Origin of the sequence: Chryseobacterium soldanellicola, from assembly GCF_900100115.1 — a bacterium.
GTDB classification, from domain to species: Bacteria; Bacteroidota; Bacteroidia; order Flavobacteriales; family Weeksellaceae; genus Chryseobacterium; species Chryseobacterium soldanellicola.
This window is the reverse complement of the sequence record NZ_FNKL01000002.1, coordinates 738,696-762,525: the sequence shown is the minus strand read 5'-3', so window position 1 is coordinate 762,525 and position 23,830 is coordinate 738,696. Positions and strand designations below refer to the sequence as shown.

Genomic DNA, 23,830 nt, shown 5'->3' with positions numbered 1-23,830 from the left:
TTTATTTCTTAAAAATTATTTGTCTTGGTTTTCCAAGGTAAGCGCAATAGGTAGAGTACATTACGATCATGATAAATGGTGCGGTAACGATAATTCCTATACAGCAAAGGATAATTCCGCTGATGCTGATGAGCCCGCCCAATAGACCTGCACCCAAAAACGTACCGTAATTGTCTTTTGCGATAGCATAAGTCTTACTAATCGCATCCATCGCATTGGCATTTTCAAACAAAAGAATAGGATATCCCAAAAGAAAAAGAGGAAAAACAAAAAAGAAAGGAATTCCGCACATAGCCGCAGCAATTCCGAAAATAATTGTTGTAAATAAGCTGTATAAAAGAATATTTCCCAAGTTCTGACGATAACCGATAAATAAATCAGAGAATTCTATCGGATTTTTAGTATTAAATTTATTAGCGATATAAATTAAGCCAACATAAATCGGAGAAAGTAAAATCCCCAAAATACTTGAAAAAGAATAATACAGAGAAAAGCCGGGTTTTCGCCAATATTCATATTGTGAATAATCGCCATCAAAATCTCTGAATTGAGAAAAGCCTCCCCAAGAGTTAAATCCCGTAATCGACTGTAAGACAAAGTCTCCAATCAGATATATTATCATTGAAATGATGGCATAAAGGAAAATCCCTTTGTACATTTCGAAAGCGTGCGAGATAATCGATCCCGTTTCTCTACCCGGAACGGAACCCTGTTGATCAAATTCGTTAAATTCTGACATGGTGTTGATTTTTAATGTTGATTTTATCAAATTTAACTTTTTTTGATAAGAAAAACATTAAAGGCAATAAATTTAATTTTTCTCAGTAAAAATCGTCTTGTACAGCGAATAAATCATCGCATTCCAGAAAGGAAAAGTAAATAATCCGCCTACAAAAAATAACATAAAGCCAACATATTTAAATAAAAGCGCCACAATCATACAAACTGATACTTCAAGAAAAAACATTCTCAATGCCTTGAAATTTAAAGACATGGCCTCAAAAATCCTTTTGTCTGTAAAAAACATTAAAGGCGCCACAAAAAGGGTTATCATTACCCATAAAAATGGAAGAATAATAGTTTGTGCAATCATCAGGTAAATTAAGATCCAAAATAAAAAATATCCTATGTATTTAAAGAAATTAATTCCGCTATAACCGGCAAACAAGTCTCCAAGTTCAATTTTTTCATTTAAATCAATTTTTTTGAAGATTTTAAAAAATCCAAGGTTCAAAGGGTACAAAAAAACAATTGTCCCCAAAAATGCATAACTGAAATAACGCGAATTCTCCGTTGTTCCTAACTCTGCCGCTTTTTGTAAATAAGCCTGTGTACTTTCCTGGAAAGCTTCCATAAGCGCCTGATTCTGTTCCCAAATTCCATATTTGGAGGCAAAGAAAAAAATTGATGTGAAAAAGACAGCAAAATAAATAATGGAAAACACTAATTGAAAAATCAATGTCTTATTCCAATAAAAAAAAGCCTGCTTCAGTATAAAGTCTATTCCCGGTTTCTGAGGATATTTGTTCTGCATTAAAAAAATTTAGTGCAAAAGTAAACATCAATAAGTACTTTTGTCAAATGTTTTCAACGAATCATCAAAAATTTATGGAAATGGACGAGCTTTCTCAGCAGAAGGTTCCCTATTTTTTCATAATCGATTTCCTTTCGGAAAATGTAGAAGTGTATAAAGAATCAGAAATTGAAAAATCAGGTTTATTAATTGATTTTCAATGGTTTTCAAACGCAAAAGACACCTTCGAATTAAATAAAAAAATAGAATGGAAATCTTATCCTGAGTCTTTAGAAAGTTTTAAAGAAGGGTTTGATATTGTTCAGAAAAATATTCATTTAGGAAACTCTTATTTAGTAAATTACACCCGCAAAACTAAAATTGATACGAATTTAACGCTTAGCGAAATATTTTATCATTCAAGGGCAAAATATAAAGTTTTTTATAAAGATTTTTTTGTATTTTTTTCTCCTGAAACTTTTGTTAAGATTATTGACGGAAAAATTCTGACGTATCCGATGAAAGGTACGATTGACGCGTCTTTGGAAAATGCAGCAGAAATTCTGAAGAATGATAAAAAAGAGAAAGCCGAACATTACACCGTTGTGGATTTGCTCCGAAACGATCTCAGCATGGTTGCAGACGATGTGAAGGTAGATAAATTCCAACATATTGACTTTATCAAAACCCAGCAAAAAGACCTGTACACTATGAGCTCCGAAATTTCTGGAATAATAAAACCTGAATTTGACGGAAAAGTGGGAAGTATTATGAAAACACTATTGCCAGCAGGCTCTATTTTAGGAGCCCCAAAACCAAAAACATTGGAAATAATCCTTGAAGCAGAAGGCTTTGACAGAGGTTTTTACACCGGAGTTTGCGGCTGGTTTGACGGTAAAAATGTTGACAGTTGCGTGATGATCCGTTTTATTGAAAAAGAAGGGGATCAGCTTTATTTTAAAAGTGGCGGCGGAATAACGCACATGAGCAAGTTAGAAGACGAATATCAGGAAATGAAAAATAAAATCTATGTCCCAATTCATTGAAAGTATAAAAGTAGAAGATCAGGAAATTTACCTGTTGGAATTTCATCAGAAACGTGTAGATCAGACTTTCGCTCATTTTGGGAAAGAAGGTTCGATAGATATTGCTAAGATTTACAAGCATTTAGAACATGATGAAGATGGACTTTTCAAATTGAGAATTATCTATGATTTAGATAAAAAAGTACGTACCCAAATGATTCCTTATGCCATTCCTGAAATTGAAGATTTTCAATTAGTTGAAAACAATAGCTTCGACTATTCCTTTAAGTTTGAAGACAGAAAGGAACTGGAGAAAATGAAGATGAAATCAAAGGCTGAGGAAATCATTATTGTTAAAAATAATCACATCACCGATACCTCTTTTACCAACCTTTTATTCTTAAAAGGCAAAGATTGGTTTACGCCTACAAGCTATCTTCTGAATGGTGTACAACGCCAAAATCTTTTAAAGCATAAGAAAATAAAAGAAACGGAGGTTACCTTACAAAACTTAAAGCAATTCTCACATTTTCAATTAATTAACGCGTTAAATGATTTTGACGATATGTTTATTTATCCTATTGACAGAATTATCAATTTACCCGGAAATGAAGAATATCTGGATCTTTAATTTTCTTTCATAAAATTAAAATAAGCTTTCTGCACATCCGAACTGTTCATGCCGTATGTGTTGACTTCCAATATTTTAGGTTGATTATCGGGTTTGAAGAAATTTTCTAAAACACGGTCTAAAGTTGCTTCATCTTCAACTTTTGTGTAAGAGAATCCAAAATTTTTCGCCAGATGCTCCGCATTTTTGTGATGCTTTGTTGCAATAAATTCATCCAGCGTATTCGGATTTGCATTTCCGGGACCCGGAATAATTTTAAAAATATTTCCTTCCCCATTGTTAAAAATAATGATCCTTACAAATGGCGGAATGTATTGATTCCAAAGACCGTTAATGTCATAAAAAAAGCTTAAATCACCCGTAATCAACAAAGTAGGATTTGTATTTTTGATCGCAAAGCCCATTGCCGTTGAAGTAGAACCGTCAATTCCGCTGGTTCCTCTGTTGCAGTAAATTCTGTTTTTTCCAAAGTCAAAAAGCTGGGCATAACGGATCGCCGAGCTATTGCTGAAATGAATATTATAATTTTCAGGAATCGTCTGTGAGGCTTTATTGAAGAAATAAAAATCTGAAAACTCAACCATATTCAAAAACTGATTGTGCTTTGCATCTTTTTTATCCCTCAAAACGTCCCAAAGATTGAAATAGGGTTTTGGCTCTAGATTAATGAATTTCAATAACTTAGAAAAGAAAATTTCAGGCTTGATCTCTAACTTTTCCGTCAGTGCAAAATACGTGTCCGGCTGCCAAACTTCATCCAGATGCCAATGCTGTTTCGGATGAGCATTCCTTAAAAACTGCTTTACTTTTTTGGAGACCACATTCTGCCCCACAGTGATCAGTAAATCAGGGGCATAGGTTTTATAATCTTCCTCTGAAAAATTAAAAACATAACGGTCAATATGTCTGAAAAACTTCTCGTGATACAGATTTGAATTGGCTTCACTTAATACCACAACAGAATGATTTTTAACCAATTGCGTCAATTGATTCTCCAATTCAGGGCTGTAATCTCTTGTTCCGACAAGGATCATAATTCTTTGGGAAGTATTCCAGTCTGCAATTAAATTTGACGGAATTTCATATTCTTTCTGCTTGATCGTTTTTTCAACCGTCGGAAAAGTCGGCAGTTCGGAAATCAATTCATACAAAGGTTCTTCCAAAGGAATATTAATATGTACCGGACCTTGTTTTTCAATACAAAGCTCGATTGCTTTTTTAATGATTTCAAAATTAAGATCTTCCGCATCTTCTTTGCTGTCTTCTAAAAGCTGAAAATCGCCATACGAATGCTGATGAAAAAGATTATTCTGTCTAATGGTTTGCCCGTCAAAAATATCAACATAATCCGTTGGTCTGTCAGCAGTTAATATCAAAAGCGGAATATTCGAATAAAACGCTTCTGTCACCGCAGGATAATAATTGGCCGCTGCAGAACCACTTGTACACGTAATTGCCACAGGTTTTTTCTCGCTAATCGCCATTCCCAATCCTACAAAAGCCGCACTTCTTTCATCCACAATGCTGAAAGAGTTGAAAACTCCAGGCATTTCTGCAAAATGAATCGCCAAAGGAGCGTTTCTGGATCCCGGAGAGATGATAATATCTGAAATTCCGTACTGCTGAAGAAGATGCGCAAGTATCTGAATACTTCTTTTAGAAGAATATTTTTTCATGTGACAAATTTAGTTCATAAATCCTTAATTCTAAAAACATTTAATTTAAAAAAAATGTAATTTAGCACCACGTTAAATTTCTAAAAATGGATAAAATACCTAGTGTAGACCTGCGTGATTTCCTTTCGGGCGACCCGGAACGCAAACAGAAATTTGTAAATGAAATCGGAAAAGCTTATGAAGAAATCGGGTTTGTAGCCTTAAAAGGGCACTTTCTTGATGATAAGCTGGTGAGTGAATTGTATGGAGAGGTAAAAAACTTTTTTGAGCTTCCAACGGAAACGAAACAGAAGTATGAGATCCCCGGAATCGGTGGACAAAGAGGTTATGTAGGATTTGGTAAAGAGACTGCAAAAGGTTTTAAAAAAGGGGATTTGAAAGAATTTTGGCATTTCGGGCAATATGTTTCCGACAATTCCAAATATAAAAGCGAGTATCCTGATAATGTGATCGTTGAAGAGCTTCCAAAGTTCAATGAAGTGGGTAAAGAAACGTACCAAATGCTTGAAAAAACAGGGAAATATGTGTTAAGAGCTTTGGCGTTGTATCTCGGTCTTGACGAATTTTATTTTGATGATAAAATTGCAGAAGGAAATTCTATTTTAAGACCGATTCATTATCCGCCAATCACTCAGGAGCCTGATGATGCGGTAAGAGCAGCAGCACACGGAGACATCAATCTGATCACTCTTTTAATGGGTTCTCAGGGAAAAGGCCTTCAGGTACAAAACCACAAAGGAGAATGGATCGATGCGATCGCAGAACCTGACGAATTGATGATCAACGTTGGAGATATGCTGTCAAGACACACCAATAACAAACTGAAATCTACGATCCACAGAGTGGTCAATCCGCCAAGAGAATTGTGGGGAACTTCAAGATATTCAATTCCTTTTTTCATGCACCCGATCAGCGAAATGTCATTAAATACCCTTGACAATTGCGTTGACGAAAACCATCCTAAGTTGTATGAGGATATAACTGCCGGAGAATTTTTACATGAAAGGCTTATTGAATTGGGCTTGATCAAAAAATAATTAATTATCAACTAAACCTTATAGGCTTCAAAACCTATAAGGTTTGTTCTTTAAACTTATCCCGTTATACAAGTAAATTCCGGACAAGGTGTAGACTGAATAACAGTTCCCCACGGGCAAATACAAGTATAGGTATCTCCTCCTCCGGGAGTTCCGCCGCCGCCTGTTCCGGGTGGTACGTAACGAATACACGTTCCGCCAGAACAGATCTGCCCCACAGCACAACCTCCCGTGCCCGGACCTCCGCCTTCAAAGCATGAAGACGGAGAATCACCCGCAGAAATTTTCTTTTTTTCTTCTCTTGAAAGTTTTCTGAAGTTTTTCATAGTTTTTTGTTTTTGATGTTTTCCTACTCTATAAGCTTTTCGGATACCGCTTTATTTTATTAAAATTATACGTTTTTTCATTCATAATCAAACTTTTACATTTTTTATTCACAATTAAATGAATTTTGAAGTACATAAACAATAATTACGAATATTAATTTTTAAATCAATCATTAAAAATTAATTCAAAATCACTTGAGTTAATAAATTTTTAATTATCTTTACTTTACTATCAAATTTTTAATTAAAACAATATGAAAAATTTAAAAAAACTAAGCAAAGGCCAATTAAAGAGTATTTCTGGAGCAGGAGGAATTAAACTTCCGGAACCTGAATTTTGTATGTATTATTGCAACGGAGTTGTGATTTGCGCAACTTGCAGTGATAAATTTACATGTCCGGATGACTCAATGTAATTGAAATTCAAAAAAGATTTATAAGAAAACCGTTCCTTTTGGAGCGGTTTTTATTTTTAATAAATATTGTTATTTAAACACAAATATTCCCACAAATAAACACAAACATCTGTGAAAATCAATGTAATCTGTGGTGAATCAAAACTTCAATCAAACAATCTCAATTGCTGATCTTTCGATCCTGTAAAATTGGCAGTAGAAACTTTAGGAAACTCTTTGCCTTCGAAGAATTTTTTTCTTCCTATTTTAAAAGTATTGTGAATCATTTCTGCAATATTCCCTTCTCCTTTTTGCCTGTCAAAGTATCTTTTTTCACCTAATTTTCCGCCTCGCATTGAACGGATTAAGTTTAAAACCTTCTGCGCGCGATCAGGAAAGCTGGATTCAATCCATTTTACAAAAACAGGCTCGACCGTATCATTTAATCTTACCAACGTATATCCAAAACTTTGTGCGCCGGCCTCAGAAATTGCTTTTAAAATCGTCAAAGGCTCATCACTGTTGAGACCGGGAATTATCGGCGCAACCATCACATGGACAGGGATTTTATTTTGGGAAAGAACTTCAACAGCTTTCAGTTTATTATTGGCAGAGCTTGTTCGGGGTTCCATTTTTCTGCGCAGTTCTTCATTAATGGTGGGAATGCTTAGCGAAACAGACACCAGATTCTGCTCAGCCATCAGTTTCAAAATATCCAAATCCCTCAATACCAATGCATTTTTCGTGAGGACATTCACGGGATGCCTATAATCGAGGCAAACCTGCAATAGTTTTCGGGTGATCTCAAATTGTCGTTCGGCAGGCTGATAGCAATCTGTATTTCCTGAGAGTAAAATCGGAGCAGGTTTGTAACCTCTTTTCTGGAAAAATTTTTCTAATAATTCAGGGGCGTTTTTTTTGACCATTATTTTTCTCTCAAAGTCAATTCCGGCGCTGTATCCCCAATATTCATGGGTAGGTCTTGCAAAACAATACGAGCAGCCGTGCTCACAACCCTGATACGGATTCATGGAATACTCCATTGGTAAATCTTCGCTTTTAACCTGATTTACAATCGTTTTCGGAAAAACTTCGGTGAAAGTTGTTTTTACAGTTTCGAAATCCTCATCCTCAGGCTCAAAGGTGTACCTGTCGAAACGGTTGATAACATTTCGCTGTGCGCCCTGACCTTTTATGATATTTTCGTTCTGCATTCTGATGTAAAATTATAATGGAATTTTAATAAAATAATGAGTTTTAACACTAAAGTTTTCCACAAAAAAATCCAACACCTAAAAATAAGCGTTGGATTTTAAACATGATTAAATATATTTTTTTACTACTTCAGCGCATAAAATTCAATACCGTGATATTCATCATCATGGTTTTTGTCATCAAAATGTCTGTGATAATCTGAATAGGTATCACTGTATTTTTTATCTTTTCTGTGTAATATTTTCTTAATCCCGATGATGCTTAATACTGCCAATAGACCAACTCCTCCTGCCAGTAAAACTCCGACTTCTTTTTTCATATTTTGTCCGATTTATTAAAATCAATATTGCAAAAAGTGTACCTATTCGAAATTTTCGAATTATAATTTTTGTTAACATTGTACATTATTATTAAGATAAATATAATTCTCTAATTTTTAATTTTAGTAAATTAGTGGTTTAATTATTGTAGTATTCAACAAAATATTATTATGGAAAGTACAGGAAACATAGACAAAATGACCACACTGAGCCAGGTAATGACCAGACTGGCACAAAGAGGCATCCACAGGGAGTTTAGGATGAATGAGAACTGTGAAGTAAAGTTTGAAAACTCGGAGAAAATATACCAGCCTTCAGAATTAACCATCTTAAAAACCTACCGTTTTGAAGGGCCAAGCAGCCCCGATGATAATGCTGTTTTGTATGTGGTAAAAGACAATGAAGGAAACTACGGAATGATCATCGATTCTTATGGAGCAGAGAGTAATTATCCTAAAGAGTTTGATAATTTTCTCAGAGAAATTCCTATTCTCGAAAGCGACGAATTTGATTTTGAATAATATAAAATAAAGCCCGCAACTACTCAGTTTCGGGCTTTTCTTTTTTCTTAAAGACATTTTTCAGAAAGCCTTTCTTTTCTTTATTTTCTTGTGCCGGTTTTGGCGCTGTATTTTTTTCCGGAGATTTTATTTCATTTTTTAGCTCTTTGACAGACTGTTTCACTTCTTTTACTGCTGAAACGGTATTCTGAACCGTTTTTTTTGTTTTATCAATATTTATTCCTATCAGCGTTTTCTTTAAGCCCTGCTCAATTCCTTTCCAGAATAAGTTGAAAAAAGATTTCGTAGGGTCGCGCTGCACATCTTCAACTATCACATCCTGAGGAAGTTTACCCGAATCTGATTTTACAAGCAAATTGGCAATCGCTGTTAAAACCCCTTTTTTCGTCTGATTATTTTTATCTAAAATGGCAACTTTCAGATCTTTATGTCTTAAATTAAATCTTCCGTTCAAACCGGCAGGATTTCCTCGGAAATTAAACAGCATTTCCTGGATCGTTCCCGTTGCGGTAACGTGCAGATAAGGGCGGATAAACGGATTTATACCTGGTGCCGGGAGATTGACCGTACGTCCCGAAATATTGAAAACATCACGCTGGTCGGCAACATCAAAATTCCAGTTTACAGATAACGGAGCGAGATTCATAAACGAGCAATTGATCTTAATATCAACGCGGGTCGGCTTTCCTTTTATTTTTGCTGAGTTTAAATTTTTAACATTCATATTAAAATTTCCGAACGTCAGCTTCCCGGGGCCGGCACTTTCCGGTGTATCTTCTTCATATACTAAAACAGAATTTTTTAAATCCAGATTATTAATAAACATCGGAATTTTTAAAGATCTCAACATTCTCGAGTACAAAGGCTTTTCCTTCGGGTCATCATCCGGAATTTTACTTCTGAAAATATTGGCATCCGCAGATTGAATCACCATATTAGAAGCATTAATCAATTTATTTTGAGAAAAAAGATCCCAGGTTCCGTCTGCTGTTATCTGATTGGCCTTAATATCATACAGATCACTTTCTACAGGTATCATTTTGATAAACTGAGCTCTTGAAATGAGAGGTTTCATTGCAAAATTATCGATCTGAATTTTATTCTTATCTAATTTCAAAAATCCGACCGTCATATTATAAAACCTGGTTTTATACGCAAAATTTTTCGTTGTCAGAAAATAATTTTTAATCTTAATATCATGCCCGCGGTTATTGGCTTTGGATATATATTGAAATTGATTAACGGTCGCATTTAATGCATTAAAAGTTAACGGCTGATTTTCTTTATCATATGTAATATTTGAATTTTTAAGTAAAATTTTTCCTACAAGAATTGAGTTTATTTTATTTTCTTTCGGTGCTTTTTTAGTTTTAAGTTCTCCAGCTTTAATAATACCGTTTACATGATCAACTAAAACATCTTTTATATCAAGATTTAATTTTTTGTTGACAAATTCCCATTTATTGATGTTAAAAGCAACAGCATTTGCTGTCAGATTCATTGATCTTTTTCCGGGATCAGACGGGTTCGGGACAACAGAAATATTTCTGAACTCTCCACTTTTTGTGTTCAGGGCAACCGTTCCGATCGTAAAATTCTGATGGCTAGAATATAAAATATCTTTTCCTGAAAATTGAAAACTTTTATAGCTAACGGGCACAATTTCTTCCCGTGTTTCTTTATCAAACCTCAGTTTATTGACTTCCAGGCTCAGTTTTTTTGCAAAGAAAAGATTATTGCCGTCGGGCTTTAACACCTGAATTGTGGCATTATTTAAGGTAACATCTTCAAGATTAAGCTCAAAATTAAGTGGCTTTTCAATTTTTACAGGTACTGCATTTGTTGTATAAACCAAAAGATTGGGATTCTGAAAATCTGCATTGGCAAGCGATACGGCATTTCTTTTTAAAACCACATCCTTAAAATCCATTTTCTGAATAGTAAACTGAAAAAGCTTTGTTTTTTTAGGATAAAATCTCTTAAACTGATTAAAATCCAACAACGGAATCAGCCGGAAATCCTCAACAGACATTTGGCCATTTGAAGTTTTTATCGTATTGATTGTCAATGCATAAATAGTATTCGGGCGAAAGAAAAAATTCTTCCCTCTGATCGTATATTTATCAAAAACAACGGGTAATTTATTTTCTACAGATTCTTCGGTCATCTGTAAATTTTCAACATACAGATCAAGCTGCTGAACTGATAAAAATTTTTGTTTTGTGTGCTTAAAAATATTTATCCTGCCATTATTGATTCTGATGTTTTCAAACAAAACAGGATTTCTCTTTTTCCCGGTTTTATTGTCGATCGGTTTTGCAAGAATCACGTTCAGATTCGGGCTTCCCAAGAGTAGATCAGACGACCTGATCTGCTTATTAAAGACCGCATCATAGATTCCAAAACGGCTTATGCTTAGGGTGTCAATCGTTCCCTGAAGCCCAATAACATTGATGTTTTGAGGATTTTTACTATTAACTGTGATTCCTGTTGCCAGAATGTTTCCGGAACCAAGATCTACATCCAGCGATTTATAAGAAACCTTATACTCTGTATTATTTTTAATATAATTGGGAAGCTGGGTTTTAAGCCAAATATTTAATCCAAGATTTGCCAGTAAAAATACCACCAGCAAAATCCCCAACCCGATTAAAAGCCTTTTCACCCATTTCTTCATTTTAATGATTTTTTTAAATCATTTTAAAGATATGATTAATTTTTTACATTCAATTCAATAACATATCCTTCATGACCTCGTACATTAATAAAATTGCCTCCTTCAAAGCTTAAATACTGTCCTTTAATACCTCTCAGCTTTCCTGTAAACTCCGGTTTTTTATCCAAAGTAAATGAATTTATTTTCTCCGGTTTTTCAAAAGGATAATCGAATTTCCACAAATTTTCGCCTTCGCTGTAGAATTTCTGGAAATCTTCGGGAAAATATTGCTTTATTTTTTGCTGAAAATCTGCCAGATCAATTTCTCCTTCAAAATCATCCTGCAGCATTTTTTTCCAGTTTGTTTTATCGGGAAGGTGATTTTTTAAGGCAACCTCAATCATTCCGGCTTCGTAGCGGTTTTCAGTTCTTGCAATCGGCAGCGCAAAAGTTGCCCCCTGATCGATCCATCGGGTAGGAATTTGCGTATTTCTTGTCACCCCCACTTTTACATCACCTGTATAAGCCAGATAAACCGTGTGCGGCTGAAGCTGAATTTCCTGCTCAACCTCCAGATTACGTTCTGCAACGCCAAGATGTGCGGTAGAAAGCTCGGGACGAATGATGGTATCACTTGCATAAGGGCTTTCAAAGAAACAGTTTTTACAAAAACCCATTCTGTAAATTGGTTTCGGCTCACTGCAGTTTACACATTGAAAACCGGTGTGCTTTATCGTTAATTCTTTTCCGAACAATTCATTCATATGAATCAAATCCCCGGAAAGGTTGAGATAGTATTGAATCGGCTGATCATCAAAACTCGTCATCTTTAAAATTTGCCCTTGAAACTGCATATTAATTTTATATTACTTTTTTAAGTAAATTTAATGATTATATTTTCAAATAGTAAATTTTATATTTTTGCAGTAAGAAAAAATCACAGATGAATTATCTTGTAACAGGAGGAAGCGGGTTTATTGGTTCTCACTTGGTAGAACAATTATTAAAAAAAGGACATTCTGTCATAAACATTGACAATTTTGATAACTTTTATAATTATCAGATAAAAATTAAAAATACTTTAGAGTCAATTGATAAAAATTCTGACTTTGAGTTCTCTGATAAGGAAAATGATATTAAAAATTTAATTTCACTTTCAAAATCAGACAATTATGTTTTATATTATCAGGATATTCGGGATAAAAACGGACTTGAAGATATTTTTAAAAATCATAAAATTGATTTAATTATCCATCTTGCGGCGCTTGCGGGCGTGCGTCCATCTATCGAAAGACCTTTGGAATATGAAGAGGTAAATATCCGCGGCACGATGAATCTTTGGGAATTATGTAAAGATTTTGGAATAAAAAAATTCGTTTGCGCTTCATCTTCAAGCGTTTACGGAAACAATGAAAAAATTCCTTTTGCTGAAACAGATAATGTTGATAATCCCATTTCGCCTTATGCTGCGACAAAAAAATGTGGCGAGATTTTAGGACATGTTTATCATCAATTATATAATGTTGATATGATCCAATTAAGGTTTTTCACGGTTTACGGACCGAGACAAAGGCCTGATTTAGCGATACATAAGTTCACAAAACTTATATCAGAAGGTCAGGAAATCCCTTTCTATGGTGACGGAAGCACGGCAAGAGATTATACGTATATTGAAGATATTATTGACGGAATTACAAAGTCGATCAGCTATTTAGAAAGTAATTCGAAGGTATATGAGATTCTTAATCTGGGCGAAAGCGAGGTCATTACTTTAAATGAAATGCTTGCCACAATTGAAAAAACTCTCGGAAAATCTGCCAACAAGAAAATGCTGCCGATGCAGGCCGGAGATGTGCAGAAAACCAACGCAGACATTACAAAAGCGAAGACTTTAATAGGCTACAAACCAACCACACACTTCCAAAATGGCATAAAAAAATTTGTGGAATGGTTTTTGAGAAAATGACATCAGCAAGTTGTTGACACAAGCTATAACTCGGTTTGTGACGCACAATGAACAAAAATTAATAAAAAGAATTGAAAATCAAGTATAAAAAAGCATATAATATAAGCTAATTTTATACTTTTGCAAAAAATTAGAAAATTATGTACTGGACATTAGAATTAGCTTCATATTTAAGTGACGCACCTTGGCCAATGACAAAAGCAGAGCTTATCGATTACGCAATCAGAACTGGTGCACCTATGGAAGTCGTAGAAAATCTTCAAGCAATCGAAGATGAAGGAGAAATTTATGATGCGATCGATGAGATCTGGAGCGACTATCCTACGGACGAAGATTATCTTTGGAACGAAGACGAATATTAAATTAAAGCATTAAGCTTTAGGCATTTGCTTAGAGCTTTTTTGCCCTTTTTTAAATATCAATTTTGCACGATAAGTGTTATTAAAAACGCTTAAAGCATATCGCTTTAGGCATAAAGCAAAAAATTTATGAGTTTTTTAAACAAAGTTCTTAAAGGGTTTTTGGGAGACAAGAAAGCGCAGGACCTAAAAGAAGTAAAAAAAGTTGTAACAAAAATCAAAGCTGTTGAACCAAGCATTCAGCAATTGTCTGATGATGGTTTGAGAGAAAAAACTGCTGAGTTTAAAGAGAATATAAAATCTGCAACCAGCAAAATCACAGCTCAGATAGAACAGGTAAAAGAGCAAATAAAAGACTCGACAAATGTTGACGAAAAAGAAGCTCTTTTTTCAAAAATTGAGACTCTAAAGAAAGAATCATACGAAATCGAAGAGAAAGTTCTCTTACAAATCCTTCCTGAAGCTTTTGCAGTCGTAAAAGAAACAGCAAGAAGATGGGCGCAGAACGGAGAAATCCGTATCAAAGCATCTGATTGGGACAGAGAATTGGCTGCTGCGGGGAAAGATTTCGTTGAAATTCAAGGAGATCAAGCCGTTTGGAAAAGCTCATGGGACGCTGCCGGAACTCCTGTAGTTTGGGATATGGTCCACTATGATGTTCAGTTTATCGGAGGGGTTATTCTTCACAGCGGTAAAATTGCCGAAATGGCAACCGGTGAAGGTAAAACTTTGGTAGGAACATTACCTATTTACTTAAATTCCCTTCCCGGAAGAGGTGTTCACGTTGTAACAGTCAATGACTATCTTGCAAAAAGAGACTCCGCCTGGATGGGCCCTTTATATCAGTTCCACGGAATGTCGATCGACTGTATCGACAATCACCAGCCGAACTCAGATGGAAGAAGAAAAGCATACAATTCAGATATCACTTACGGAACCAACAACGAATTTGGCTTCGATTATCTGAGAGATAACATGGTAACTTCACCTTCAGAATTGGTACAAAGAGAATTAAACTTTGCCATCGTTGATGAGGTTGACTCTGTTTTAGTAGATGATGCGAGAACTCCTTTGATCATTTCAGGTCCGGTTCCACAGGGAGACAGACAGGAATTTGATGTTCTTAAACCCTCTATCGACAGAATCGTTGAAGTTCAGAAAAAAACAGTTTCTGCCATTTTTAATGAAGCTAAAAAATTAATCGCTGCCGGAAATACAAAAGAAGGAGGATTTAAATTGCTTCAGGCTTACAGAGGCCTTCCTAAAAACAGACAATTAATTAAATTCTTATCGGAAAGCGGAAACCGTGCTTTGCTTCAAAAAACTGAAGCTCAATACATGCAGGACAACAACCGTGATATGCCGATCGTAGATAAAGATCTTTATTTCGTAATCGAGGAGAAAAATAATCAGGTTGACCTTACAGACAAAGGTGTTGAATACATGTCTCAAGGAAATTCAGATAACAATTTCTTCGTTCTTCCTGATATCGGAACTGAAATCGCTGAAGTTGAAGCTAAAAATTTATCTAAAGAAGAAGAATTTGAAGCTAAAGAAAAACTATTCTCTGAATTTGCTGAAAAATCAGAAAGAGTACACACGATGAGTCAGTTATTAAAAGCATATACATTATTTGAAAAAGATGATGAATATGTGGTTATTGACGGCGAGGTAAAAATCGTTGACGAGCAAACCGGCCGTATCATGGAGGGAAGACGTTATTCAGACGGCCTTCACCAAGCGATCGAAGCGAAAGAAAATGTAAAAATCGAAGCGGCGACGCAGACTTTTGCAACGGTAACCCTTCAGAACTATTTCCGTATGTACAACAAGCTTGCAGGGATGACAGGTACAGCCGAAACTGAAGCGGGTGAGCTTTGGGAAATCTACAAATTAGACGTTGTGGTAATTCCTACCAACCGTCCGATTTTACGACATGACAGACAAGATTTAGTTTTCAAAACTAACAGAGAAAAATATAACGCGGTAATTGAAGAAATTGAAAAATTAACAGCAGCAAAAAGACCTGTATTGGTCGGTACAACGTCTGTTGAGATTTCACAATTATTATCAAAAGCCCTCCAGCTAAGAAAAATATCTCACCAGGTTCTTAACGCGAAACTTCACAAGAAGGAAGCGGAAATCGTTGCCGGAGCAGGTCAGCCGGGAGTTGTAACAATTGCAACCAACATGGCAGGTCGTGGTACGGATATTAAGCTGACAAAAGAGGTAAAGGAAGCGGGAGGTTTGGCAATTATCGGTACAGAAAGACACGATTCAAGACGTGTTGACAGACAGTTGAGAGGTAGAGCGGGACGTCAGGGAGATCCGGGAAGCTCGCAGTTCTATGTGTCTCTTGAAGACAACTTGATGCGTTTGTTCGGTTCCGAGAGAATCGCTAAAATGATGGACAGAATGGGTCATAAAGAAGGTGAAGTAATTCAGCATTCTATGATCAGCAAGTCTATCGAAAGAGCTCAGAAAAAAGTAGAGGAAAATAATTTCGGAATCAGAAAAAGACTTCTTGAATATGATGACGTGATGAACAAGCAACGTGACGTAATCTACAAAAGAAGAAAGAACGCCCTGTTCGGAGACCATTTGAAGTATGACATTACCAATATGATTTTTGACGTTTCTAATTCTATCGTTACGAAAGGAAAAGCAAACGGAAGCTTCAAAGATTTTGAATTTGAAGTAATCAAGAATTTCACAATGGGTTCTCCTGTTTCTGAAAGCGACTTTGGTAATAAAAATGTTCAGGAACTGACGAATATTTTATTCAAAGCTGCTCAGGAAGATTATCAGATGAAACTGAATCTACTGAAAGAAAAATCATTCCCGATTATTGAGAATGTGTATCAGAATCAAGGTTCGATGTTTAAAATGATCCAGGTTCCTTTCTCAGACGGTCACAAAACAATGACTATTGTTGCCGATCTTAAGGAAGCTTATGATACGCATTGTGAAAGTTTAATCAATGATTTCGAAAAGAACATCACTTTATCAATCATCGATGAAAACTGGAAGCTTCACCTTCGTGAAATGGATGATTTGAGAAGATCTTCTCAGGGAGCTGTTTACGAGCAGAAAGATCCGCTTGTAATTTACAAACAAGAATCTTTCCATTTATTCAGCGAAATGGTAGATAAAATGAATAAAGAGATTATTTCATTCTTATATAAAGGAGAAATTCCTGCTTAAGAAATAATTAATAATAAAATAGAAAACCGCTCCAGCACTGCATGGAGCGGTTTTTTGTTATTCAATGTATAGTACTTTCATGATAAATATCAATTCAAAAATTTATTTAGAATAATTAAAAACAATATATTTGCAAAAATTTTGAGTTTCATGAAAAATGTACTGATCTGCGCTTCTATGTTGGGTTCTATGCTAACGTTTGCACAAGAAAAAGATTCTATTAAATCAAATGATATTGACGAAGTAGTCGTTACAGGCTATATAAATAAAGACAGTGAGTCTGCTAATAAAATGCCTTTAAAAGACATTGAAAATCCGCAGGTTTACAATACGGTTAATAAAAATGTTATTAAAGAACAGGTTGCTACGAGTTTTAATGATGCTCTTAAGAACATTACTGGTATTTCAAGATTATGGGAATCTACAGGTAGAGGAAATGATGGAGGAGAATATTATACAATGAGAGGTTTTTCATTACAAGCCAATTTAGTTAACGGTATGCCAGCTTTCAATAACGGAACTGTAGATCCTGCTGGAATAGAAACCATTGAAGCAATTAAAGGGCCTTCCGGAACTTTATACGGAGGCAGCGTCATCTCTTACGGGGGTCTTCTTAATGTAATTACAAAAAAACCTTATAATTATTTTGGAGGTGAAGTTGGATATGTTTTAGGAGGTTACGGATTAAATAGAATAACAGCAGATGTAAACTCTCCTATTGGTAAAAACCTTTATGCAAGAGTAAACGCGTCTTATCAAAAACAAAATTCATTTCAGGATGCAGGATTTTATGAATCAATTTACGTTGCTCCTTCGATTAAATATGTTGCAAGTGACAGATTAACTTTCTATGTTAATACTGAAATTAAAAAATCTGATGCAGCAAATGCTCCAATGACATTTTTGAGCAGATATAGCCCATTATCGTTCAATTCAATCGATTTATTTGAACAAAATTATAAAAAATCATATACGAGCAATGATTTAACTATTAAAAACTCAACCTTTAATATTCAGGCTCAAGCTAATTATAAAATTTCCGAAAACTGGACTTCACAAACAATTGTTTCAAGAGGTAATACCAAAACTGATGGATACAATCAATATTTGTGGGATTCTGCAAATGGAAATGAATTCACAAGATTTATTTCAAAATTAGGCGGAGAAACCAACACAACAGGTATTCAGGAAAATATTGTAGGAAACTTCAACATTGGAAAAGTTAAGAACAAATTCTTATTTGGATTAGATTTCTTCCAAAGACAATTTATACTTGGAGGCACAGGATGGGGTTCTTTTGGAACGGTTTCTTTAGTTAATCAGACAGATACAAAGGCTGGAGAATTAAATCAAGGAGCCGTAGACAATGCATTACTTTCCACTCAAAATCCTATCGGATCAATGGAAACAAAAATCTATAGTGCATATATTTCAGATGTCGTTTATATCCTTCCAAATTTATCTGCCATGTTAAGTGCAAGAGTAGATCATTTCACAGGAAACCCAACAGCCTATGCTGTGGAAAAATCAAAAGCGACAACTACTTTTTCACCTAAATTAGGTTTAGTTTATCAGCCAATTCAAGATAAATTATCAATTTTTGCTAATTATATGAATGGATTCCAAAATGTAGAACCCGTTCAGAATACTGATGCAAACGGAGGAAAATATTTCGCGTATTTTGATCCTGAGCACGCGAACCAATGGGAAGTCGGAACAAAAGCAAGTTTGGTAAAAGATAAATTATCAATTACAGCAAGTTATTACAATATTAAGGTAAAAGATAAGGTAATGCCGGATCCAAGCAATGCCTTAAACAGCATTCAAGGTGGTCAGGTAGAAAGTAAAGGTTTCGAAGTAAGTGTTGTAGGTAGCCCGATTACAGGTTTAAATATTATTGCAGGATTTAGCCATAATGACAGTGATGTTACTGCAGGAGATCCTACTTACATCGGATATCGTCCTGAAGAAGCGGGTCCAAAAAATATTTTCAACTTTTGGGCAAACTATAAAGTACAGGAAGGTGCTTTGAAAAATGTAGGAGTTGGTTTCGGTGCTAACTCAGCAAGTGAGCTTTATACATTAAACAGAGCTGGAATAGGAACTTTTGCATTACCAAGTTATACTGTTTTCAATGCCGCACTATCATATAACGAAGATAAATACAGTCTAATTCTAAAGCTTGACAATATTGCCAACAAACAATATTTCACCGGTTGGTCAACAGTATCACCACAAAGATTGAGAACATTATCTCTAAGCTTAAATTACAAATTTTAATCAGCAAACATATTCACTATTCCTGAAAATTCAGGAATAGTATATTTTAATGAAGAAGAAACATCATCATAAAAGAAAACCTTCTTTTATAAAAAAATGGTCTGCCAAACTGCATTTGTGGTTTGGTTTGTCCGTTGGGATTATCGTCTTTATTGTTGCTTTGACGGGGACGACGTATATTTTTAAGGATGAAATTCAGAATCAGATTCGTAAAGATGCGATTTATGTAAAGAAAGAAACAATCAGCCAACAGCCACTATCTCTTGAGGTTTTGAGAGAAAAAGTCGCCGTGGAAGTGAATGAAAAATATCCGATCAGTTCGGTTGAAATTCATTTAGATAAAAGCAAATCTTACGAATTCTTATATTACGAAAAAGATAAAAAAGCCTGGAATTATTTTGACGAGGTAAAAATCAATAAACTTATTTACGTCAATCAATATACAGGACAGATTCTTGGAATTTATAATGAAAAATATGACCTCTTTCCTATTTTAAAAGCTATTCACTGGAGTTTGTTATTAAATTCTGACTGGGGAAAATATGTGATCGGAATTCCGGTTGTGCTTTTTATTATTATGCTGATTACAGGAATTATCCTTTGGTGGCCAAAGAACAAAAAAATGAGAAAATCCCGTTTCTCATTCGACTGGAAAAATGGAAAAAACTGGAAGCGTAAAAACTATGATCTTCACAGCATTTTAGGATTTTATGCATCATTTATCGCTTTAATATTAAGTTTATCGGGAATATATTTTGCTTACCCCTGGGTAAAAAATGTATTCAATTTTACATTGTCCGGCTCAATTGATCTTCCGAAAGAGAAGGAAATCAAGTCTCCAGATTCATTGTTAGCAAAAAACAATTCGGTTTTTGATCTTACAGTTTTAGAAACACGAAAATTATATTCAGGCTCATCAAGCTTCAGAATTCCATTAAACGGAAAAAATAAAAAAGGAAAAGACTTAAAGAATATTCCTGTCACTGTTTACGGAGAAGACGGAAGATTTGCTATCAGAAATCAGCTTGTTTTTGATAAATATTCCGGAAAATTATTAGCAAATAAACCTCATCAGGATTTAAGTAACGCAGAAAAATACGTCAATGCCAATTATGACATTCATACAGGTTCATATTTTGGCTTGTTTGGAAAAATCATCTGGTTTATGGCAGGATTAATCTGCACATCATTGCCTGTCACAGGATTTTTAGTATGGTTGGGGAAACAAAAGAAAAAAGGAATTAAGCTTTAAAATGAAAAAAATCATCTTATCTGTAGCAACTTTAGCTACCATCACCACATTTGCGCAGAAAACAGACTCTTTACAGGTAAAAGATGTAGATGAAGTTGTCCTTACTGCTTCAAGAAAAAGAGAAAATATCAAAGAAATACCAAGTTCTGTAACGATTGTTGGTGAAAAGCAAGTGCAAGCCCAACTTACTGTAAATTCAGATATTACAAGCATTTTACAATATACGGTGCCGAGTTTGGCGACAAGTTCCGGGCAGACTTCAAATACCGGACAAACTTTGAGAGGGCGTCAGGTTTTGGTTTTAATTGATGGGATTCCGCAGTCTACCCCGCTTCGAAACGGTGCAAGAGATTTAAGATCTATCGATCCTTCGGTAATTGAAAGAATTGAAGTAATCAAAGGAGCTTCGTCGATCTACGGAAACGGTGCAGATGGAGGAATCATTAATTATATTACAAGAAAAAGCAAGTCAGATAAAAAGATTTCGGGGATTTCTCAGGTCGGCATCACCGGGCAGCCTTACGGAGGAACTCTTGGGGTAAGAGCCAGCCAGTTTTTGTCAGGAAAAATCACCAATAAATTCGATTATGCAGCTTCTTTTGCTTACGAAAGAACAGGTTATATGAAAGATGCGGATGGTGTTAATTTAAGTCCGACATACAGCCCCGCAAAAATGGATAACTACAACGGAATGTTGAAGCTAGGCTACGACATCACTGACAATCAAAGAATTGAAGTCTCCTATATTGGATATGCTTCAAAATCAGACTTAGATTTAGGCTTAAAAACAGGAAAATATGGGATTACACCAACCATTGGAGAAGGACGAGGATTAAATCTCGAAACAACCCCACAGGGAACACCCAGAAATCATAATGTAAAAATAAGCTACGACAATAAAAATATTTTCTGGAATACTTCATTAAATTTAAACCTTTATTTACAGGACTTCAGAACCGTTTACGGATATAGCGATACGTTCTTAAATGGAGGTCAGTCCAACGTCATTTCAAAGAAAAAAGGAGCAAGGGTAAATTTTGACACCCAATTATGGAATTCTCAGAATTCTCAGGGAGAAGTTATTTACGGAGTTGATATTTTAAATGACCAAACCGTTCAAAAGCTAGAAGACGGACGTTACTGGACGCCGGATATGGACATGACGAATATTGCCCCTTTCATGCTGGTTAAAGTTGATTTATTCAAAAAATTAACCTTAAAAGGAGGTCTTCGCTATGAAAACATGAATGTAAAAGTAGGCGATTTTAACACCCTTTCAACATTAAAAACCGACGGAACTTTCACTAAAAGCATCTTCGTAACCGGCGGAGAATTAAAATACAATGCCTTTGTCGGCAACATCGGAGTCCGTTATAATATTGAAAATTATATTAATGTATTCGGAAGCTTTTCACAGGCGTATTCCATCAACGAATTGGGAAGAATTTTAAGAACCTCAACTTCCGACACGATCAACAACCTTGAAACAAAACCAATTATCGTTAATAATTACGAATTGGGAGCAACAGGACAGATCGCAAAATGGCTGAATTATGAAGTGACTTCTTATGTGAGCACATCAAAACTAGGCGCAACCTTCATCCAAAGCCCCGACAGAGCTTTGACGATTCAAAGAGCTCCGGAAATTGTGTATGGTGTGGAAGGTTTTTTACATTTTACACCCGTTAAATGGATCAATTTCGGTGGAAGCTACAGCTGGATGGAAGGCATCACTTCTGTAAAAGACGACGGAGATTATTCAACGAAAATCAACAACAGCAGAATTTCTGCCCCGAAAGTTTTGGCTTATGTTCAGGTAAAACCAACACAGAATTTATCTGTCGGACTTGATATGCTTCATGCTTTCGGACAGGACAGATTTGATCCGAATACAAAAACAGGTTTATATGCTTACGGAGAAGGTGAAGTCCCGGAATACACTGTATTTAACTTCAAATCAAGTTATGATATTAATAAAAGCTGGAGACTTTCGCTAGGCATTGAAAATGTATTTAACAAATTATATCAGCCCGCAATTGCCTGGTGGGCTGCGAGAGACAGCGATTTTACCAATTCTTTAGGAATGAGAGGAACTTTCATGATTGAATATAAATTTTAATTAATCTAAATAAATTTAAAGCTCTATCTTTGGACTTTATTTTACTTTTCTGCTGAAAAAATGAAGAAAAAACATCATCATAAGAAAAAACCAAGCACATTTAAAAAATGGACCGGAAAGCTGCATCTGTGGTTGGGTTTAGGTATTGGATTTTTAATTTTCATCATTTCCATTACCGGTGCTTTGTATGTTTTTAAGGATGAAGTGGAGAACATTACCAGAAAAGACGTTATTTATCATAACGAGCAAAATATTGATCAAAAGCAGATTCTTCCGATCCGTGTTCTGGAGAAATCTGTGGCAGAGCAGGTTAAAGAAAAATATCCCGTTCACTGGGTTAATATTCCTATTGATAAAAAGATGTCTTATCTTTTTTACTGGTACGAACACAACCCGAAAGCCTGGAATTATTTTGATGAATTCCCCATTTACAAAGTAGCATACGTCAATCCTTACAACGGAAAAGTGTTAAGAACTTACGACGAGAAAAACGGTTTTTTTCAAATTGTAAAAATGATTCACTGGAGCTATCTTTTGAAGCAGGATTGGGGAACTTATGTGGTGGGAATTCCCGTGATTATTTTTGTTATAATGCTGATTTCAGGAATTATCCTTTGGTGGCCTAAAAATAAAGCAGCCAGAAAACAACGGTTCTCATTCAAATGGAAAAACGTAAAAAGCTGGAAAAGAAAGAATTATGATCTTCACAATGTATTAGGATTCTATGCCTCAATTTTTGCACTGATTTTTACCATTACAGGATTGTTTTATGCATTTTTTGTGGTCCAGGCGACCATATATGTCATCTTTTCAGGCGGCGAAACTCAATATCCGGATTTTTCTTTTATTAAAACAAGAGCCCCGATTGAGCAGAGGACAGAAGGAACTTTAGACAAAATAAGCAACACTGTTAAAGCAAAATATCCGGATTCTTACGGATTTTCTATTGATTTGGGCCATCCGCACATGGATGATCATGAGCACCCGAATTTTGAAGTTTACGTTAAACATTTATCTTATTCTTATCATAAAAGCAGCAGCTTGATTTTTGATGAAAACTCAGGAGAGCTTCTTCATGCTCACGACCCTAAAGACAAAAATTTTGGAGAAAAAGTGGTTGGCGCCAACTATGATATTCACGTGGGATCTATTTTAGGACTTCCGACAAAGATTATTGCATTCATTGTAAGCCTCATATGTGCCTCATTACCAGTCACCGGTTTTATGATATGGTGGGGAAGAAGAAAAAAGAAGACCTTGAAATCTGCATGAAAACTTTTTTTAATAATTCTGTAGTTAATAATCCATTAATACAATCTTTTTTATAATTTTAAC

General features: G+C 35.2%; 20 protein-coding genes. 12 read left to right on the top strand and 8 right to left on the bottom strand.

All coding sequences use genetic code 11. The features are described from left to right. Window position 1: 1 nt before the first annotated feature. Window positions 2-739, bottom strand: coding sequence for a beta-carotene 15,15'-monooxygenase (locus tag BLT04_RS08320; protein ID WP_089755318.1), 738 nt, complete (start codon window positions 737-739; stop codon window positions 2-4). 72 nt (window positions 740-811) lie between these two features. Then, window positions 812-1,534, bottom strand: coding sequence for a hypothetical protein (locus BLT04_RS08315; protein WP_089755317.1), 723 nt, complete (start codon window positions 1,532-1,534; stop codon window positions 812-814). A gap of 47 nt (window positions 1,535-1,581) precedes the next feature. Between BLT04_RS08315 and BLT04_RS08310 the strand changes: the two genes are divergently transcribed. Beyond that, window positions 1,582-2,559, top strand: a complete 978-nt coding sequence (locus tag BLT04_RS08310; protein ID WP_089755316.1) for an aminodeoxychorismate synthase component I — start codon at window positions 1,582-1,584, stop codon at window positions 2,557-2,559. After that, window positions 2,543-3,169 (top strand): aminotransferase class IV, encoded by a 627-nt coding sequence (locus BLT04_RS08305; RefSeq protein WP_089755315.1) that lies wholly within the window; start codon window positions 2,543-2,545, stop codon window positions 3,167-3,169. The genes BLT04_RS08310 and BLT04_RS08305 overlap by 17 nt, the downstream gene beginning before the upstream one ends. Here the strand turns inward: BLT04_RS08305 and menD are convergent. Next, the gene (menD, locus tag BLT04_RS08300) at window positions 3,166-4,845 is read right to left on the bottom strand and encodes a 2-succinyl-5-enolpyruvyl-6-hydroxy-3-cyclohexene-1-carboxylic-acid synthase (RefSeq protein ID WP_089755314.1); all 1,680 of its coding nucleotides are present in this window, start codon (window positions 4,843-4,845) and stop codon (window positions 3,166-3,168) included. The two genes, BLT04_RS08305 and menD, sit on opposite strands and share 4 nt — an antisense overlap. Before the next feature lie 86 nt (window positions 4,846-4,931). Between menD and BLT04_RS08295 the strand changes: the two genes are divergently transcribed. Then, on the top strand, window positions 4,932-5,882 hold the full coding sequence (locus tag BLT04_RS08295) for an isopenicillin N synthase family dioxygenase (protein WP_089755313.1): 951 nt from the start codon (window positions 4,932-4,934) through the stop codon (window positions 5,880-5,882). Between the two features lie 56 nt (window positions 5,883-5,938). Here the strand turns inward: BLT04_RS08295 and BLT04_RS08290 are convergent, their stop codons facing one another. Then, window positions 5,939-6,208 (bottom strand): bacteriocin-like protein, encoded by a 270-nt coding sequence (locus BLT04_RS08290; protein ID WP_089755312.1) that lies wholly within the window; start codon window positions 6,206-6,208, stop codon window positions 5,939-5,941. A gap of 254 nt (window positions 6,209-6,462) precedes the next feature. On the opposite strand from BLT04_RS08290, the gene BLT04_RS19200 reads away from it, so the two are divergent. Continuing rightward, complete coding sequence (locus tag BLT04_RS19200) at window positions 6,463-6,624, top strand: bacteriocin-like protein (RefSeq protein ID WP_164463259.1); 162 nt, start codon at window positions 6,463-6,465, stop codon at window positions 6,622-6,624. 146 nt (window positions 6,625-6,770) lie between these two features. Here BLT04_RS19200 and BLT04_RS08285 read toward each other — a convergent pair whose 3' ends face one another. Both BLT04_RS08285 and BLT04_RS08280 read right to left on the bottom strand, forming a co-directional pair. Continuing rightward, on the bottom strand, window positions 6,771-7,817 hold the full coding sequence (locus tag BLT04_RS08285) for a PA0069 family radical SAM protein (protein ID WP_089755311.1): 1,047 nt from the start codon (window positions 7,815-7,817) through the stop codon (window positions 6,771-6,773). A gap of 125 nt (window positions 7,818-7,942) precedes the next feature. Beyond that, window positions 7,943-8,137 (bottom strand): hypothetical protein, encoded by a 195-nt coding sequence (locus tag BLT04_RS08280; RefSeq protein ID WP_089755310.1) that lies wholly within the window; start codon window positions 8,135-8,137, stop codon window positions 7,943-7,945. A 171-nt stretch (window positions 8,138-8,308) separates the two neighbouring features. On the opposite strand from BLT04_RS08280, the gene BLT04_RS08275 reads away from it, so the two are divergent. After that, window positions 8,309-8,659: a hypothetical protein gene (locus tag BLT04_RS08275; RefSeq protein WP_089755309.1), complete on the top strand. Its 351-nt coding sequence runs from the start codon at window positions 8,309-8,311 to the stop codon at window positions 8,657-8,659. Window positions 8,660-8,678: 19 nt separating this feature from the next. Here BLT04_RS08275 and BLT04_RS08270 read toward each other — a convergent pair whose 3' ends face one another. Together BLT04_RS08270 and BLT04_RS08265 are read right to left on the bottom strand one after the other, a co-directional pair. After that, complete coding sequence (locus tag BLT04_RS08270; RefSeq protein WP_089755308.1) at window positions 8,679-11,336, bottom strand: hypothetical protein; 2,658 nt, start codon at window positions 11,334-11,336, stop codon at window positions 8,679-8,681. A 35-nt stretch (window positions 11,337-11,371) separates the two neighbouring features. Continuing rightward, window positions 11,372-12,169: a DUF2797 domain-containing protein gene (locus BLT04_RS08265; RefSeq protein WP_089755307.1), complete on the bottom strand. Its 798-nt coding sequence runs from the start codon at window positions 12,167-12,169 to the stop codon at window positions 11,372-11,374. An 89-nt stretch (window positions 12,170-12,258) separates the two neighbouring features. Here BLT04_RS08265 and BLT04_RS08260 point away from each other — a divergent pair, with 89 nt between their 5' ends. From BLT04_RS08260 to BLT04_RS08230, 7 genes are all read left to right on the top strand, one after another. After that, complete coding sequence (locus BLT04_RS08260) at window positions 12,259-13,281, top strand: GDP-mannose 4,6-dehydratase (RefSeq protein WP_089755306.1); 1,023 nt, start codon at window positions 12,259-12,261, stop codon at window positions 13,279-13,281. A 140-nt stretch (window positions 13,282-13,421) separates the two neighbouring features. Next, the gene (locus BLT04_RS08255; protein WP_027382805.1) at window positions 13,422-13,643 is read left to right on the top strand and encodes a DUF2795 domain-containing protein; all 222 of its coding nucleotides are present in this window, start codon (window positions 13,422-13,424) and stop codon (window positions 13,641-13,643) included. Window positions 13,644-13,769: 126 nt separating this feature from the next. Further along, window positions 13,770-16,844 (top strand): preprotein translocase subunit SecA, encoded by a 3,075-nt coding sequence (gene secA / locus BLT04_RS08250; RefSeq protein WP_089755305.1) that lies wholly within the window; start codon window positions 13,770-13,772, stop codon window positions 16,842-16,844. Window positions 16,845-16,994: 150 nt separating this feature from the next. Next, on the top strand, window positions 16,995-19,124 hold the full coding sequence (locus tag BLT04_RS08245; RefSeq protein ID WP_089755304.1) for a TonB-dependent siderophore receptor: 2,130 nt from the start codon (window positions 16,995-16,997) through the stop codon (window positions 19,122-19,124). A 49-nt stretch (window positions 19,125-19,173) separates the two neighbouring features. Further along, entirely contained in the window at window positions 19,174-20,376 is a 1,203-nt protein-coding gene (locus BLT04_RS08240) for a PepSY-associated TM helix domain-containing protein (RefSeq protein ID WP_089755303.1), read from the top strand. Between the two features lies 1 nt (window position 20,377). Continuing rightward, window positions 20,378-22,495 carry a TonB-dependent receptor gene (locus tag BLT04_RS08235; RefSeq protein ID WP_089755302.1) on the top strand — a complete coding sequence of 706 codons (2,118 nt, stop codon included), beginning with the start codon at window positions 20,378-20,380 and terminating at the stop codon, window positions 22,493-22,495. 60 nt (window positions 22,496-22,555) lie between these two features. Further along, a complete protein-coding gene (locus tag BLT04_RS08230; RefSeq protein ID WP_089755301.1) occupies window positions 22,556-23,767 on the top strand; it encodes a PepSY-associated TM helix domain-containing protein in 1,212 nt (403 codons plus the stop codon). Window positions 23,768-23,830 lie beyond the last annotated feature (63 nt).